The 13,929-nt window shown below is 71.7% G+C and carries 15 protein-coding genes; 6 read left to right on the forward strand and 9 right to left on the reverse strand.

All coding sequences use genetic code 11. The annotated features are described in order from the left end of the window. Positions 1-93 precede the first annotated feature (93 nt). The 3 genes from ispF to A4E84_RS18230 form a co-directional block, all read right to left on the reverse strand. The gene (ispF, locus tag A4E84_RS18220; protein WP_062927607.1) at positions 94-588 is read right to left on the reverse strand and encodes a 2-C-methyl-D-erythritol 2,4-cyclodiphosphate synthase; all 495 of its coding nucleotides are present in this window, start codon (positions 586-588) and stop codon (positions 94-96) included. Next, entirely contained in the window at positions 578-1,342 is a 765-nt protein-coding gene (ispD, locus tag A4E84_RS18225) for a 2-C-methyl-D-erythritol 4-phosphate cytidylyltransferase (RefSeq protein ID WP_062927608.1), read from the reverse strand. Before ispD ends, ispF begins: the two co-directional genes overlap by 11 nt. A 292-nt stretch (positions 1,343-1,634) precedes the next feature. Next, on the reverse strand, positions 1,635-2,117 hold the full coding sequence (locus tag A4E84_RS18230; protein ID WP_003953493.1) for a CarD family transcriptional regulator: 483 nt from the start codon (positions 2,115-2,117) through the stop codon (positions 1,635-1,637). 582 nt (positions 2,118-2,699) lie between these two features. Between A4E84_RS18230 and A4E84_RS18235 the strand changes: the two genes are divergently transcribed. Next, complete coding sequence (locus tag A4E84_RS18235; RefSeq protein WP_062927609.1) at positions 2,700-3,383, forward strand: copper chaperone PCu(A)C domain-containing protein; 684 nt, start codon at positions 2,700-2,702, stop codon at positions 3,381-3,383. An 88-nt stretch (positions 3,384-3,471) separates the two neighbouring features. Here A4E84_RS18235 and phoP read toward each other — a convergent pair whose 3' ends face one another. Further along, a complete protein-coding gene (phoP, locus tag A4E84_RS18240; protein WP_020271862.1) occupies positions 3,472-4,143 on the reverse strand; it encodes a two-component system response regulator PhoP in 672 nt (223 codons plus the stop codon). A 5-nt stretch (positions 4,144-4,148) separates the two neighbouring features. Further along, positions 4,149-5,492 (reverse strand): two-component system sensor histidine kinase PhoR, encoded by a 1,344-nt coding sequence (gene phoR, locus A4E84_RS18245; protein ID WP_062927610.1) that lies wholly within the window; start codon positions 5,490-5,492, stop codon positions 4,149-4,151. A gap of 247 nt (positions 5,493-5,739) precedes the next feature. On the opposite strand from phoR, the gene phoU reads away from it, so the two are divergent. The 3 genes from phoU to A4E84_RS18255 all read left to right on the forward strand — a co-directional run bounded on the left by phoU (position 5,740) and on the right by A4E84_RS18255 (position 7,176). Beyond that, on the forward strand, positions 5,740-6,441 hold the full coding sequence (gene phoU / locus A4E84_RS18250; RefSeq protein ID WP_062927611.1) for a phosphate signaling complex protein PhoU: 702 nt from the start codon (positions 5,740-5,742) through the stop codon (positions 6,439-6,441). A gap of 148 nt (positions 6,442-6,589) precedes the next feature. Then, positions 6,590-6,745, forward strand: a complete 156-nt coding sequence (locus tag A4E84_RS43450) for a hypothetical protein (RefSeq protein ID WP_167455410.1) — start codon at positions 6,590-6,592, stop codon at positions 6,743-6,745. A gap of 179 nt (positions 6,746-6,924) precedes the next feature. Next, the gene (locus tag A4E84_RS18255) at positions 6,925-7,176 is read left to right on the forward strand and encodes an SCO4226 family nickel-binding protein (protein ID WP_062927612.1); all 252 of its coding nucleotides are present in this window, start codon (positions 6,925-6,927) and stop codon (positions 7,174-7,176) included. Positions 7,177-7,194: 18 nt separating this feature from the next. Here A4E84_RS18255 and A4E84_RS18260 read toward each other — a convergent pair whose 3' ends face one another. The 3 genes from A4E84_RS18260 to A4E84_RS18270 form a co-directional block, all read right to left on the reverse strand. Next, positions 7,195-8,340: an RNA polymerase sigma factor gene (locus tag A4E84_RS18260; RefSeq protein ID WP_062927613.1), complete on the reverse strand. Its 1,146-nt coding sequence runs from the start codon at positions 8,338-8,340 to the stop codon at positions 7,195-7,197. Positions 8,341-8,348: 8 nt separating this feature from the next. Then, on the reverse strand, positions 8,349-8,756 hold the full coding sequence (locus A4E84_RS18265) for a YciI family protein (RefSeq protein ID WP_062927614.1): 408 nt from the start codon (positions 8,754-8,756) through the stop codon (positions 8,349-8,351). A gap of 125 nt (positions 8,757-8,881) precedes the next feature. After that, on the reverse strand, positions 8,882-9,520 hold the full coding sequence (locus A4E84_RS18270; protein WP_418082205.1) for a DinB family protein: 639 nt from the start codon (positions 9,518-9,520) through the stop codon (positions 8,882-8,884). A gap of 193 nt (positions 9,521-9,713) precedes the next feature. Here A4E84_RS18270 and A4E84_RS18275 point away from each other — a divergent pair, with 193 nt between their 5' ends. Beyond that, positions 9,714-10,265 (forward strand): HAD domain-containing protein, encoded by a 552-nt coding sequence (locus A4E84_RS18275; protein ID WP_062927616.1) that lies wholly within the window; start codon positions 9,714-9,716, stop codon positions 10,263-10,265. Here the strand turns inward: A4E84_RS18275 and A4E84_RS18280 are convergent. Beyond that, the gene (locus tag A4E84_RS18280) at positions 10,243-10,443 is read right to left on the reverse strand and encodes a hypothetical protein (RefSeq protein ID WP_062927617.1); all 201 of its coding nucleotides are present in this window, start codon (positions 10,441-10,443) and stop codon (positions 10,243-10,245) included. The two genes, A4E84_RS18275 and A4E84_RS18280, sit on opposite strands and share 23 nt — an antisense overlap. A 1,741-nt stretch (positions 10,444-12,184) precedes the next feature. Between A4E84_RS18280 and cdgB the strand changes: the two genes are divergently transcribed. After that, entirely contained in the window at positions 12,185-13,714 is a 1,530-nt protein-coding gene (gene cdgB / locus A4E84_RS18285; RefSeq protein ID WP_062931505.1) for a diguanylate cyclase CdgB, read from the forward strand. Positions 13,715-13,929 lie beyond the last annotated feature (215 nt).

A 13,929-nucleotide genomic window follows, 5' to 3' on the forward strand; every position in this document is an offset into this window, starting at 1 on the left:
AGGGTAGTGGGCCCCGGGGTGTGCATCAGGACCTTCACCTCGGGGCTCACATATTCGTGACATTGGCAACGGGTCCGCCCCGAACGCCTGCCCTCAGCCCGCGCGCACCACCAGCGCCGTGGCCACCGCCATCAGCCCTTCGTCCCGGCCGGGGAAGCCGAGGCCGTCCGTCGTCGCGCCCGACACCGACACCGGGGCTCCGGCCGCCTCGGACAGGAGTTTCTGCGCCTCGTCCCGGCGCTTGCCGATCTTCGGGCGGGGGCCCACCACCTGTACGGCGATGTTGCCGATCCGGAAGCCCGCCTCGCGCACGATGCGCGCGGCCTCCGTCAGGAGGGTGACGCCGGAGGCGCCCGACCACTCGGGGCGGCCCGTGCCGAAGTGCTGCCCCAGGTCGCCGAGGCCGGCGGCGGAGAAGAGGGCGTTGCAGGCGGCGTGTGCGACGACGTCCGCGTCGGAGTGGCCGGCCAGGCCCGGGCCCTCGCCCTCCCACTTCAGGCCGGCGCACCACAGCTCGCGGCCCTCCTCGAAGGCGTGGATGTCGGTGCCGATGCCGACCTGGGGCAGAACGGGCTGGTCAGAAGCCATCGTTGAGCCTCCTGCGGGCCAGGACCGCCTCGGCGAGAACCAGGTCCAGGGGGCGGGTGACCTTGAAGGCCTCCTCGTGGCCGGGCACGGCCACGACCGTGAGGCCGAGCTGCTCGACCATGCCGGCGTCGTCGGTGACCTCGCCGGTGACCGTCTCGTGCGCCCGGACCAGCGTGGCCCGGTCGAAGCCCTGCGGGGTCTGCACCGCCCTCAGCAGGGCGCGCTCCGGCGTGGCGACGACCGGCTCCGGCTCGCCGGGGGTGCCGGCGGGCTCGACCTGCTTGACGGTGTCGGCCAGCGGGAGCGCCGGAACCACGGCGGGTGCGCCGTCGCGCACGGCCTCGATCACCGCGTCGACCGTGTCCACCGGCACCAGCGGCCGGGCCGCGTCGTGGACCAGCACGATGTCGTGGCCGGGCGGCAAGGCGTCCAGCCCGAGCTTCACTGACTCCTGGCGGCTCTGCCCGCCCGGCACGACGAGGAAGTCCGTCCGCTCGGGCAGCGCGTGCGCGTCGAGCAGGGACCTGACCTCAGCGGCGCCCTCGGGCGGGGCCACGACGACGACCAGGGAGACGGCCCGGGAGGCGGCCATCGCGCGGACCGCGTGGATCAGCATGGGGGTGCCGCTCAGCGCGCGCAGCGCCTTGGGCGCGCCCGGACCGAGCCGCACACCGCGGCCGGCGGCCGGGATCACGGCCGCCGTACGGGCCGCCGAGGGGCCGGCGGGCGGCGAGGGACGCGAATCGTCAGACATCGGTTCCTGTCAGGTTTGTGTGCTGGCCTGGCGTGGGTATGGCCTGGAGGAGTGCCGGGCGCGACGCGCTCGACCGGACCCTTCCGTGACGCTGGTCGAGCCGGCTGCCCGGGCCCGGCACCCCGAAACACCGGGGCGTGAGTGATAGCACACTCTGGGGCGGTGGCGCATCGGCGTCGGAGTATGAACATGCCGCAGCGCCCGGCGACAGAGAATTCGTCATCGGGCACCGCGGCATTTCGATGTGCAGGCGCGCGCTTGATGCGCAGAGCGCTGAACGACCGGCTTCGCCTCAGGAGGCGAGAACCTCGTCGAGCAGGGCTTCGGCCTTGTCCTCGTTGGTGTTCTCCGCGAGGGCCAGCTCGCTCACCAGGATCTGGCGGGCCTTGGCGAGCATGCGCTTCTCACCGGCGGAGAGTCCACGCTCGCGCTCACGACGCCACAGGTCACGCACCACTTCCGCGACCTTGATGACATCGCCCGAGGCGAGCTTCTCCAGGTTTGCCTTGTATCGACGGGACCAGTTCGTGGGCTCCTCGGCGTACGGCGCGCGCAGCACCTCGAAGACCCGGTCCAGCCCGTCCTGACCGACCACATCACGCACGCCGACGAACTCCGCATTGTCCGCTGGCACACGTACCGTCAGGTCGCCCTGGGCGACCTTCAGCACCAAGTAGGTCTTGTCCACGCCTTTGATCTGGCGAGTTTCGATAGCCTCGATCAGCGCGGCCCCGTGATGGGGATAGACCACGGTGTCGCCAACCTTGAACGTCATGTGACAGGTACCCCTTCCGTGGCTATCCAGGGTAACACGGAAATCGCGGGTTCTGAATGGCGTTTTCGCAGGTCAGGGCGCATCTCGGGGCTTGACAACTCCGACAGGAACGTGCTTCGGACAGGGAGTGGAAGAAGGTATTCGCAGGTGGGAGCGGCTCTCCGGGGTGAGCGAAACGCGTACGTTACACGCATCCGGAGCATCCTCCAGACGGCCGAACATCCCCATATGTCCAGTTCCGTATGATCGACTTCCGCTACTCCGTTCGGAGGCCCGAGCCGGGTTCCGGTCGAATCCGGAATTGATCACGAGGTTCCCGGACGGGCCGTCGGTGATCAATTCCGAGGTGCCCCGCGCATTCCTCCACTGAAAATCCGTGCTACTGCCCGGGGCTCTTATGTGAATGCCGGACGAGCACCACGCCAATGTGACGCGGCAGTCATGTGTGACTCGGGTGGACTCGGCGGTGACGGGGGGTCGGGTGCGGCCGGACGAGGACGGCTCGGTAACCTAAGGCCCGCTGACAGACACTTAGGGCGGCTTTATCGGCCGCTCCGCTCGAGTCAAGGAGTTGCCGCCGCCGTGAGCAGCAGCCTTCGACGCGGTGCCCTCGCCGCCGTCGTCACCGCGTTCTCGATCGCCTCGCTCGCCGCGTGCGGCGCCGGCTCCGACGCCCAGACCCTGGAGATCAAGCCGGACAACGCTGCCACGAGCGTCGGCGACATCAAGATCCAGAACGCTGTCGTGATCACGCAGCCCGACCTCGAGTCGACCGGCCCGGCCGCGATCTCCGCGACCTTCTTCAACTCCGGCCGCACTGCCGAGACGCTGGAGTCCATCACCCTCCCGGGCACCGGCAAGACCGCCCAGCTGAAGCCCGCCAAGGGCGGCAGCCTCACCATCCCGCCCGGCGGCTCGCTGATCCTGGGCGGCCAGAACAACGCCACGGCGATGCTGCCGAGCAGCCGCGAGGCGGTGCAGGACGGCAACGCGCAGAAGGTCACCTTCACCTTCAGCAAGACGGGTGCCGTGAGCCTGCGCGCGTTCGTCGTCCCCGCCGAGCACTACTTCAAGGAGTGGGGCCCGACGGAGGTTCCGGCCGCGCCGGGCGCCTCGTCCTCCCCGTCCGGTTCGCCGTCCGGTTCCCCCGCCGAGGGTGAGTCGGGCGCGCCGGAGAGCCCCGCGGGCGGTGAGACGCCGGGTGGCCACGGAGCGTCGAGCACGCCGACCGACGCGGCCTCGGCGAGCGCGAGCGCCGGGCACTGAGCAGTCGGTCGTAGAACGAAGGGCGGGCCCTCTCCGAGGAGAGGGCCCGCCCTTCGTCGTGTCGTCGTGCCGTCGCGCGGCGGCCGGTCTACGGCTCGAACTTGTAGCCGAGGCCGCGGACCGTCACCAGGTAGCGCGGGGCGCCCGGGTCCGGCTCGATCTTGGCGCGCAGGCGCTTGACGTGGACATCGAGGGTCTTGGTGTCACCGACGTAGTCGGCGCCCCAGACCCGGTCGATCAGCTGCATGCGCGTGAGCACGCGGCCGGCGTTGCGCAGCAGCATCTCCAGCAGGTCGAACTCCTTCAGCGGCAGGTCGATCTTGGTGCCGCCGACGGTGACCACGTGCCGGTCGACGTCCATGCGGACCGGACCGGCCTCCAGGGCCGCCGGCGTGACCTCCTCGGGCTCGCCTCTGCGGCGCAGCACGGCGCGGATGCGGGCGACCAGCTCGCGCGAGGAGAACGGCTTGGTGACGTAGTCGTCGGCTCCTATCTCCAGCCCGACGACCTTGTCGATCTCGCTGTCCTTGGCGGTCACCATGATGACGGGGACGTTGGAACGGCCGCGCAGCTGGCGGCACACCTCGGTGCCCGGCAGGCCGGGCAGCATGAGGTCGAGGAGGACGAGGTCGGCGCCATTGCGCTCGAACTCGTCGAGTCCGTCGGGCCCGGTGGTCGCGACCGCGACCTCGAAGCCCTCTTTGCGGAGCATGTACGACAGGGCGTCGGAGAAGGACTCCTCGTCCTCGACGACGAGCACACGGGTCACGGAAGGACCTCCGGGGCGGGAAGCGTTTCGTACGCGTTCGAATCGGGGGATGGAGAGGTGGACCGCCCGGCCTCCACGTCGAGGCCCGCGCCTCCTGCGCGTGTCTCTCGGGCGGGCTGCTGATGTGCGCGGTCGCGGGCCGCACCGGCCTCCGGCAGCCGCAGGGTGAAGGTGGAGCCCTGGCCTTCGGCGCTCCACACCGTGACCTCCCCGCCGTGCGAGGCGGCCACGTGCTTCACGATCGCCAGTCCTAGTCCTGTACCGCCGGTGGCACGGGAGCGGGCCGGGTCGACGCGGTAGAAGCGCTCGAAGATGCGCTCCTTGTCCTTGTCGGAGATGCCGATGCCCTGGTCGGTGACGGCGATCTCGATGTGGTCCCCGCCGGGCGCGTTCACGCTGCGGGCCGCTATGCCGACGCGGGTGCGGGCGGGTGAGTAGTTGACGGCGTTCTCGACGAGGTTGCCGAGTGCGGCGGCGAGCTGGCCGCGGTTTCCCCAGACGCGCAGGTCGGCGGTTTCGCCGGCCCGTCGCCCGCCACCACCCTGATCGGGCCCTTCGGGCGCCCATACATTCGAGGCCATGGTGATCTGTTTGGCGCCGGCCTGGTGCCGGCAGCGGTCGACGGCCTCGGCGACGAGCTCGTCGACCCGGACCGGTTCGGCGTCCTCCAGCGGGTCGTCGTTCTGCACCCGCGAGAGGTCGATGAGCTCCTGCACCAGGCTGGTGAGCCGGGTGGCCTCGATCTGCATGCGCCCGGCGAACCGCTCGACGGCCTCGGGGTCGTCGGATGCGTCCATCACGGCCTCGGAGAGCAGCGACAGGGCGCCGACGGGCGTCTTCAGCTCGTGGCTCACGTTCGCGACGAAGTCGCGCCGGACCGCCTCGATGCGGCGGGCCTCGGTCAGGTCCTCCACGAGGAGCAGCACCAGCCGGGAGCCGAGCGGCGCGACCCGCGCGGAGACGGCCAGGGCCTCTCCGCGTCCGGTGCCGCGCCTCGGCAGGTCAAGCTCGACCTGGCGTATCTCGCCGTCCCGCCGGGTGTCCCTGGCCATCTGCAGCATCGGCTCGACGGCGAGCTTGCCGCCGCGGACCAGACCGAGGGCGTACGCCGCCGAGCTGGCCTTGACCACGGCGTCCGCCTCGTCCAGGACGACGGCGGACGACCTGAGGACCGACAGGACCGTGTCCACCCCCGGCGGGAGCACCGCGTCGGTGTGCAGGGAGCTACGGGTGGGGCGCTTCTGCTCGCGCTCACTCCAGCGGAACGCGAGCATGGCGATGACGCCGGTGAGCACCCCGGCGATCGCAGCCACTGCGGCGACCGCCGCGTTCACGTCCATGCACCCAGGTTAGGCATGGCTCGGGCACCCTCCACAGCCGTCGGGCTGCGAGCTCGAACACTCGTCGCCCAGAGTTCACCTTGGAGCCAGTATTGGTTCATTTGGGGTGACGGAAACGGACGCGTAAGAGCCGGAACGTGGGAGCGTGGGGTTCGGACCGTTGGTAATACGACGGTCGTACCGCCGGTTGTCCGGTGGGCCCCGGCCCTTTGGACCCCCGACTGAGACGCACGAGAGGGAAAGCCTGATGCGGGACGCGTACCACGAGGAACTGGATTCGATCGGCGACGGTCTGGTGGAGATGGCCCGGCTGGTCGGGTCGGCGATCGGGCGCGCCACGACCGCCATGCTCGACTCCGACCTCAAGCTGGCCGAGAACGTCATCGAGGCCGACCAGCGGGTCGACGAGCTCCAGCACGAACTGGAGGCCCGGGCCATAGCCCTGCTGGCGCGGCAGCAGCCGGTGGCGACGGACCTGCGGATCGTCGTCACGTCGCTGCGGATGTCGGCCGACCTGGAGCGCTCGGGCGACCTCGCCCAGCACGTGGCGAAGCTCGCACGCCTGCGCTACCCCGACCGCGCGGTCCCGAGCGACCTGCACGCCACCATCCTGGAGATGGGCCAGCTCGCGCAGCGCCTGATGGCGAAGGCCGCCGAGGTGATCATCACCAAGGACGTCGACCTGGCGCTCCAGCTGGAGCAGGACGATGACGAGATGGACCTGCTGCACCGCACGCTCTTCCAGCACCTGATGGACGACCGGTGGAAGCACGGCATCGAGACGGCCGTGGACGTCACGCTGCTCGGCCGCTACTACGAGCGGTTCGCCGACCACGCGGTCTCGGTCGCCAAGCGCGTGGTGTACCTGGTGACGGGCGAGCACGCGGACGAGCTCCAGGCGGACGCGCAGCCGGAGATCCAGGCGGTTCCGGGGGCGGAGAGCGCCTGACGGGTCGTGCCCGGGGGGCGGGCCGGGGGTCCGGCCCGGGCGCGCGGCGGAGGTCCGGCCCGGGCGCGCGGGCGCCTCAATGCGCCGTTGATGCGCCCAGCGCCATGGGCATCCAATGGGCACAGGCACCAGCCTCTAGGAGGGACCCATGGCCGAATCCCCCAGCACGACGCCCGACCCTGCCCGGCAGCGCGAGACCGAACAGCCCGCCGAGATCAGGAACCTTCCCCTGATCGCCGCGTGCGGCTGCGGCTCGGGCTGTGGCTGCGGGTGCCAGTCGGGCAGCCCCTGCCAGTGCGGCTGACGCCGGCGCAGTGTCGTTCCGTACGTCCTTCAGGGCCCCGGCGGTCTCGCCGGGGCCCTGCGGCGTGGAGCTTGGGGTCGCCCGGGTGGCCGTACGGGCGGAGCATGGGAGGGAGGCGAGGCGGCGCGGGCCGGCGCCGTCGGCGTTGCCGTCGCCGTTGCCGGAAGGAGGCGCGAGGCATGCCCAAGTTCATGGATGTCCACAGCGGCATGAAGGGCATCACGGAGGAACAGCTGCGTGAAGCCCACAACGCGGACCTCGCGATAGAGAAGGACGAGCAGGTCCACTTCGAGACGGCCTGGGCGGACCCGGAATCCGGCCATGTCTACTGCCTCTCCGAGGCCCCCTCGGCCGAAGCGGTCCAGCGCATTCACGAGCGCGCCGGGCACAAGGCGGACGAGGTGCACCCCGTGCCGTTGACGGTGCGGTGACCCACCCCACGCGGTCCGTCAGCGGCGCCGGCCGGCGTTGAGGCGGGCCGCCTGCCGGGTCAGGTAGTCGCGTTCGGCGAGGTTGGGCGCTTTGCGGGCCGCCTCGGCGTACAGCCGGGCCGCCGTTTCCGGGTCACCGTCGCGCTCGTGGAGGTACGCCGCCACCGCCGCGTACCGGGGCAGTGAGTCGTCCAGTGCCGCGAGCGCCGCGAGTCCGGCGCGCGGTCCGTCGGCCTCGCCGAGGGCCACCGCGCGGTTGAGCCGGACGACCGGGCTGTCGGTCAGGCGCACGAGTTCGTCGTACCACTCGACGATCTGCACCCAGTCGGTCTCCCCGGCGGTGGGTGCGTCGGCGTGGAGTGCCGCGACGGCGGCCTGGGCCTGGAACTCGCCCAGCCGGTCGCGGGCGAGGGCCGCCTGGAGGATCCCGATGCCCTCGGCGATCATCCGCGTGTCCCACCGGCCGCGGTCCTGCTCGGCGAGTGGCACCAGGCTGCCGTCGGGCCCGGTCCGGGACGCCCGCCGCGCGTGGTGGAGCAGCATCAGGGCGAGCAGCCCCGCCACCTCGGGGTGGTCGATCGCGGCCGCGAGCTGCCGGGTGAGCCGGATGGCCTCGGCGGCGAGGTCGACGTCGCCGGAGTAGCCCTCGTTGAACACCAGGTAGAGCACGCGCAGCACGGTCGCGACGTCGCCGGGCCGGTCGAACCGCACGCCGGAGACGGTGCGCTTGGCCCGGCTGATGCGCTGGGCCATCGTCGCCTCGGGCACGAGATGGGCCCGGGCGATCTGCCGGGTGGTGAGCCCGCCGACGGCGCGCAGCGTGAGCGCGGCCGCCGACGACGGCGTCAGCGAGGGGTGGGCGCACAGGAAGTAGAGCTGGAGCGTGTCGTCCAGGCCGGGCGCGGGCCCGGGCGGCGGCTCGTCCTCGACGAGGTCCTCACGCCGTCGGCGGGCGCTGTCGGCCCGCGCCTGGTCGAGGAACTTCCGCCAGGCCACGGTGACCAGCCAGCCCTTCGGATCCCGGGGAGGGTCTGCCGGCCAGACGCGGAACGCCTCGATCAGGGCGTCCTGCACGGCGTCCTCGGCCGCCGCGAAGTCGGCTCCGCGGCGGACGAGGATCGTGAGCACGCCGGGCGTGAGGCTTCTGACGAGGGCCTCGTCCATCGGTGGGGTCAGTCCGTGACGGTGGGGTGGGCGGCCAGGAAGGGGCGCACCTCCAGCCACTCGTGGATCGGCTTGCCTCCCGCCCCGGGGGCGGCCGACAGTTCCCCGGCCAGCTCCACAGCACGGTCGTAGCCGTCGACGTCGATGATCATCCAGCCGGCGATGAGGTCCTTGGTCTCGGCGAACGGGCCGTCGGTGACCGGCGGGCGCCCCTCACCGTCGTACCGGACCCATGCCCCCTCGGGGGCGAGCGCCTGACCGTCGACGAACTCGCCGGTCTTCTCCAGCCGGTCCGCGAAGTCCCGCATGAACTGCAGGTGCGCCGAGATCTCCTCGGGCGTCCACTGGTCCATGGGCACGTCGTTGACCGCTGCCGGGGCGCCGCGGTAGTGCTTCAGAAGCAGGTACTTGGCCATGGTGGCTCTCCTCGGTGCTGGTGCGACCCATCTTGGCCGCCTTCACCCCGGGGACGGAGCGGGGCACGGGTTCTCGACATCGCCGCCGAGGTTTTTTTTGCCGCCGATTTTTTGTGGGCCGGTCCTCACTGCCCGACGCGGCCGTCGATCCGTTCGCGCAGGAGGTCGGCGTGGCCGCAGTGCCGTGCGTACTCCGCGATCTGCGCGACCAGGATGTCGCGGAGCTGGACCTGCCCGCCGGGTTCGGGGCCGTAGTCGGAGAAGCCGGTGTTGCGCGTGGCGAGGTCGGTGACGCCGGCCAGCCAGCGGTCCGTGCGCTCGCACTCGGCACGCCACTGCCGCCAGGCCTCTTCCACGACCGCCGGGTCGGCGACGGCACCGTTGAAGTCACCGTCCCGGTCCGCCTCCGTCCGATACAGCTTCGGCGCGTCCTCGCCGGCCATCACCCGGCGGATATGCCGCTCGTCCTCCGTCAGGTGCCGCACCAGTCCGAGCAGCGACATCGTGGACGGCGGGCAGGACCGCCGGGCCATCTGCTCGGCGTCCAGGCCCGCGCACTTCATCTCGAAGGTGAGGCGGTAGTTGCGCAGGTAGTCGAGGAGGATGCCGCGTTCGTCTACCGGCTGGGTGTCGGTCTCGCGAGGGTCGTCGTCGGGATCGACCCACATGTCGGGATAGACGGTGGCCTTCGTCCACCGCGTCGTGTCCGAGGTTCCTGACGCGGTGGATGTCGCTCGTTCGCCGGTGTGTTCGCCTGAGACCATGCGGGCATGGTGGACCGGGCGGGGTGGGGGCGCCACCGAATATCGGGGACGGCGGTACGGGAGGGCGGCGGCCCCGTGGACGGCGGTACGGGAGGGCGGCGGCCCCGTGGACGGCGGTACGGGAGGGCGGCGGCCCTGTGGACGACCCGGCGCTGACGAAGCCGCCGTCGCCGCGCCGGGCTATTGTGCCGGCGTGACCGGCGCGACGGATCGTCCCCTCCTCTTCCTCGACGTTGACGGCCCGCTCCTCCCATTCGGATCACCGTCCGTTCGGTCACCGACCGCTGCGGCCGGCTCTCCGGCCCGCCCCGATCGGGGAAACCCCCTGCTGGAGCGGCTCGACCCCGGGCTGGGTCCGCGTCTGCTGGCCCTCGACTGTCAGCTCATCTGGGCGACGACCTGGATGGAGGAGGCGAACGAGGTCGTCTCTCCCCTCGTCGGACTGCCGCGACTGCCCGTGGTGGAGTGGCCGGCCCCCGGCGCCGACCAGGGCCCGAACGGCCTGCACTGGAAGACCGGCCCCCTCGTCGAGTGGGCCGGCGGCCGGCCGTTCATCTGGGTCGACGACGAGATCGGCACGATGGATCACCTGTGGGTCGACGTGAGTCACCCCGGGCCGTCCCTGCTGCATCGCGTCGACCCGGCCGCGGGCCTCGTGGACGCCGACTTCCGCGCCCTCGCGGCCTGGCTCCGTCGACCGCCTGCCCCCTGTCCCCACTCCGCTACGTCCGGTCCAACGCCGTGAAGACGGCCAGGCACAGGGTGAGGCTCGCGGCGAACGCGATGCCGCAGCGGGACAGGGCCGTCGGCACCGCGGCCCCCTCCCAGCGGGCGAGGGCGAAGGCGATCGCAGCGGCGACAAGCGAGAAGAGGACGGCCACCGCCAGCGCGAGAAGCAGCAACGCCGGGAAGGTGTGTTTCATGGAGGCACCGCCTGGGTCGTGTGGTGTCGATGACGAATTACGACGATCCCCGGGCGGAACCGCAGGTGGGACGGTTGGATGTGTTCTCCGGTGACAACAGGGGGTTGTCCGGCGAACAAACCGTGGGGGAGAACGAGTGGCCGGCCAGAGGAAGCGGGCGGGGCGACCGTGGGGACCGGCCCGGGGCTCGTGCGTCGAGATCAACCAGCTGGTCGCGGTGGTCCGGTCCTGGCTCGACGAATCGGCGGTGTCCGTGCGGGAGTTGCACGCGCGGCTCACTCCCGAGCACTTCGTCGCCGGGTCCGTGCCCGAGTTACGCCGGTTGCGTGACCGGCTGTCCGGCGAGTTTCTGGAGTGGGATCTCGTCGAGGCCGTGGCCGACGTCTGCTTTCCCGACGAACAGGCCGACCTCTCCCGGCGACGCCTCGGGGAGGCGAGGACGCTGTGGGACCGGGCGGGCACCAACCCCACAGCCATCGCGGAGGCACAGGAACTGGTCCCCGCCCGGGAGTTGCTGGAGGCCAAGGACCGCACCATCGAGGTCCTCCAGGAGATGCAGCGCGTCCGCCAGGCCTACGAGGCCGGCGAGCACGGGCGGCAACAGGCCCTGTCCATCGCCACGTTGCTGTTCGTCATGCTCGGACAGGCCCAGGCGAAGGTCGCCGAACTGAGGCGAAGGCTCGACGCGCTGGAGTCGGTGACGACGGAACTCCCCGACGGCCAAGGGGTCGTGGAGCTGCTCTCACGGGCGCAACGGCAGGAGACGGATCTGCGCGAACAGCTGGTCCGCGCCGAGCGGGAGCGGGGCATCGCCCAGCAGGTCGCCGACCACGCGGCACGCCGTATCCACGAGCTGGAGGCCGAACTCGCCGAGCTGCGGCTCCGTATGGGGGAGGACGGGCCCTCCCGGACGCAGGAGCCGGCGCCGCCGCTGTCCCACCCCGACCTGCACGCCCTCGGCCCCGACGACGCCGCGCTCAACGACGTGGACCGCGCGCTGGAGAAGGCACGCGCCGTCCTCGACGAGGAGCACGAGGCCGTTCAGCAGGCGGCCGGCGAGGTGGGCTACTGGTCGTCCTCGATCCCCTCGGCTGCTCCGGCGGAAGCCGCCGCCTCCGCGCCCGGGCAGGTCGGGCAAGACCTGCCCGGACAACCCTTCGAGTTGTCCGGAACAACCCCGGACAACCCGCCGACCGGCCAGGAGACATCCTTCCCAGCACTGGAATCCCCCCGGTCCCCGGCCGCCGACCCCCAGAGCGACATCTCCGAGGCGGCCCGCCGGATCACCCGGGGCAGGGACGCGGAGGACATCGTGACGCGGCTGTGCCGGGCCGTCGTCCCCACCGTCGCCGACGCGGTCATGGTCTATCTGCGGGACCCGATCCCGATGGGCGACGAAGAACAGGCGGGCCCGCTGGTCCTGCGGTTGCAGCAGGTGCACCCGCTCCACGCCGGAGGCGGTGCCGCGCTGTGCGAGGTGCGCCCCGGCAGCGCGCTCTTCGACGTACTGAACGGGGCACTGCCGGTCGCCACCGACTCGCCGGTCGGCGGCGCCGCGCTGCCGGAACTGCTCGGTGAGGGCCATGGGACACCCGGCGGCGGCCACACCGTCCTCGTGCCCCTGCACGGCCGCCGGCGGATCATCGGCACGGCGGTCCTCCTGCGCCACGCCGCCGAGCGGGCCTTCCAGGACGCCGACCTGTCGGTCGCCGCCGAGTTCGCCACCCGCAGCGCGCTCGCCATCGACAAGAGTCACGATCTCCAGGCCGCGGTCCAGGGTCTGCATCTCGCCCGGAGTCTCGCGGACACTCTGCAGATCGTCGCCGACGGAGTCGTCACCGGTCTCGGCTACGAGCTGGCGTGCGTCAACCTCGCCCGCCCGGACGGCGATCTCGTGGTCGCCTCCTTGGCGGGCAACTCCGCCGCCGAGGCCCTCCTCACTGGCCGTGTCGGCTCGCGCGCGTCCTGGGACCGCAGGCTGAGCATGGGCGAGCACTGGGGCGACCTGGTGTTCATACCGCACAGCGAGGGCTGGGTCCTCGACGACGACGACGTCCCGCAGTGGCACACCGAGGGCCCCGCCCCCCGCTTCGAGGACGAGTGGCACCCCTCCGACCGCCTCTTCGCCCCGATGTACGCCCGGAGCGCTTCCGGTGCCTCGCACGGTGAGCTGATCGGCGTGATCTCCGTGGACCACCCCCTCACCCGCCGCCGTCCCAGGCCGGACGAACGCCGGGACCTGGAGGAGTACGCCTTCCAGGCCGCCATCGCGATCAGCAACGCGCGGCTGCGCACGAACATGCAACGCGCACTGGTCAGACTGGACAGGGAGCAGCAGACACTGCGGGCCAGCGAGGAGTCCTTCCGGCAGGCCTTCGAGTACGCGCCCACCGGAATGGCCATCGCCGAGCTGGGCGGCGACCGGAACGGCCGCATCCTCCGGACGAACGACGCACTGTGCCGCATGCTGGGCCGCCCGGCCTCCGCCATGCGCCGCTACGCCTTCTCCGACCTCGTCCACCCCGAGGACATCGGCACTCTGCTCCACACCAGCGCCGAGGGCGGGCGCGCGGAACTGCGCCTCGGGCGCCGCGACGGGACGTACCTGTGGGTCTCGATGCGCAACAGCGTGGTCGCGGACGAGGCCGAGGGCCCCCGCTTCCTGCTCACTCACGTCGAGGACATCGAGGAGCGCAAACAGCGCGAGTTCGATCTCGCCCACCGCGCCTCGCACGACGCCCTCACCGGCCTGCCGAACTCCGCCGAGCTGCATGCCCGTATCGACGCCCGGCTCTGCGCGCTCCGGGAGCACGGGTCCGACGCCGCGGAAGGAGCCGACGACCCCTACCTCGACCACGCCTACCCGGCCACAACCCCCCACACTCACGTCCGGGCCCCCGTGGGCGACGCCGACACCCACGGCCTGGCCGTGCTGTTCTTCGCCCTCCGCGACTTCAAGGCCATCAACACCCGCTTCGGGCACGACGCGGGGGACGGCGTCCTCGTCGAGGTCGCCCGACGGCTCGGTGAGGCCGTGCGCGACGACGACACGGTGGCCCGGTACGGCGGTGACGAGTTCGTCGTCCTGGCCGACGGCCTGGACCCCGCCGGCGCGCACACCGCCGCGGTGTGGATGCAGGACCGGATCCACCTGCCGATCCCCCTGGGCGACCAGACCGTGCGCATGCACGCGGGTGTCGGCATCGCATGGGCCCAGTGCGGGACGGCCCCGGGTGACATCCTGCGGGCGGCACGCGGGTTCTCGTCGTGAGGACAGAGCGGATAACGCCGCGCACGACCCACCGCACGCCGGGGAACAGAGGGGCCGCAGCGTCGGCCGGCCCCGAATACCACGCCCTGACATCTGTCAGGACCGCGACGTCCCTGACGCGTTTTACGCTGCCAGGCGCTGACGCGGGGGAGCTCTTGGCCACTACGGCATCTGAGCAGGAGATGTGAGCGCTCCGGTCGGGTAGCAGCAGCAGC

Source organism: Streptomyces qaidamensis, from assembly GCF_001611795.1.
Taxonomy (GTDB): Bacteria; Actinomycetota; Actinomycetes; order Streptomycetales; family Streptomycetaceae; genus Streptomyces; species Streptomyces qaidamensis.

Excerpts from the sequence above, each read along its gene's own strand:
- phoU (WP_062927611.1), top strand. The coding sequence starts at position 5,740 with ATGCGGGACGCGTACCACGAGGAACTGGATTCGATCGGCGACGGTCTG.
- ispF (WP_062927607.1), bottom strand. The coding sequence starts at position 588 with ATGGCTTCTGACCAGCCCGTTCTGCCCCAGGTCGGCATCGGCACCGAC.
- A4E84_RS18270 (WP_418082205.1), bottom strand. The coding sequence starts at position 9,520 with ATGGTCTCAGGCGAACACACCGGCGAACGAGCGACATCCACCGCGTCA.
- ispD (WP_062927608.1), bottom strand. The coding sequence starts at position 1,342 with ATGTCTGACGATTCGCGTCCCTCGCCGCCCGCCGGCCCCTCGGCGGCC.
- A4E84_RS43450 (WP_167455410.1), top strand. The coding sequence starts at position 6,590 with ATGGCCGAATCCCCCAGCACGACGCCCGACCCTGCCCGGCAGCGCGAG.
- A4E84_RS18260 (WP_062927613.1), bottom strand. The coding sequence starts at position 8,340 with ATGGACGAGGCCCTCGTCAGAAGCCTCACGCCCGGCGTGCTCACGATC.
- A4E84_RS18280 (WP_062927617.1), bottom strand. The coding sequence starts at position 10,443 with ATGAAACACACCTTCCCGGCGTTGCTGCTTCTCGCGCTGGCGGTGGCC.
- A4E84_RS18265 (WP_062927614.1), bottom strand. The coding sequence starts at position 8,756 with ATGGCCAAGTACCTGCTTCTGAAGCACTACCGCGGCGCCCCGGCAGCG.
- A4E84_RS18230 (WP_003953493.1), bottom strand. The coding sequence starts at position 2,117 with ATGACGTTCAAGGTTGGCGACACCGTGGTCTATCCCCATCACGGGGCC.
- A4E84_RS18255 (WP_062927612.1), top strand. The coding sequence starts at position 6,925 with ATGCCCAAGTTCATGGATGTCCACAGCGGCATGAAGGGCATCACGGAG.
- phoR (WP_062927610.1), bottom strand. The coding sequence starts at position 5,492 with ATGGACGTGAACGCGGCGGTCGCCGCAGTGGCTGCGATCGCCGGGGTG.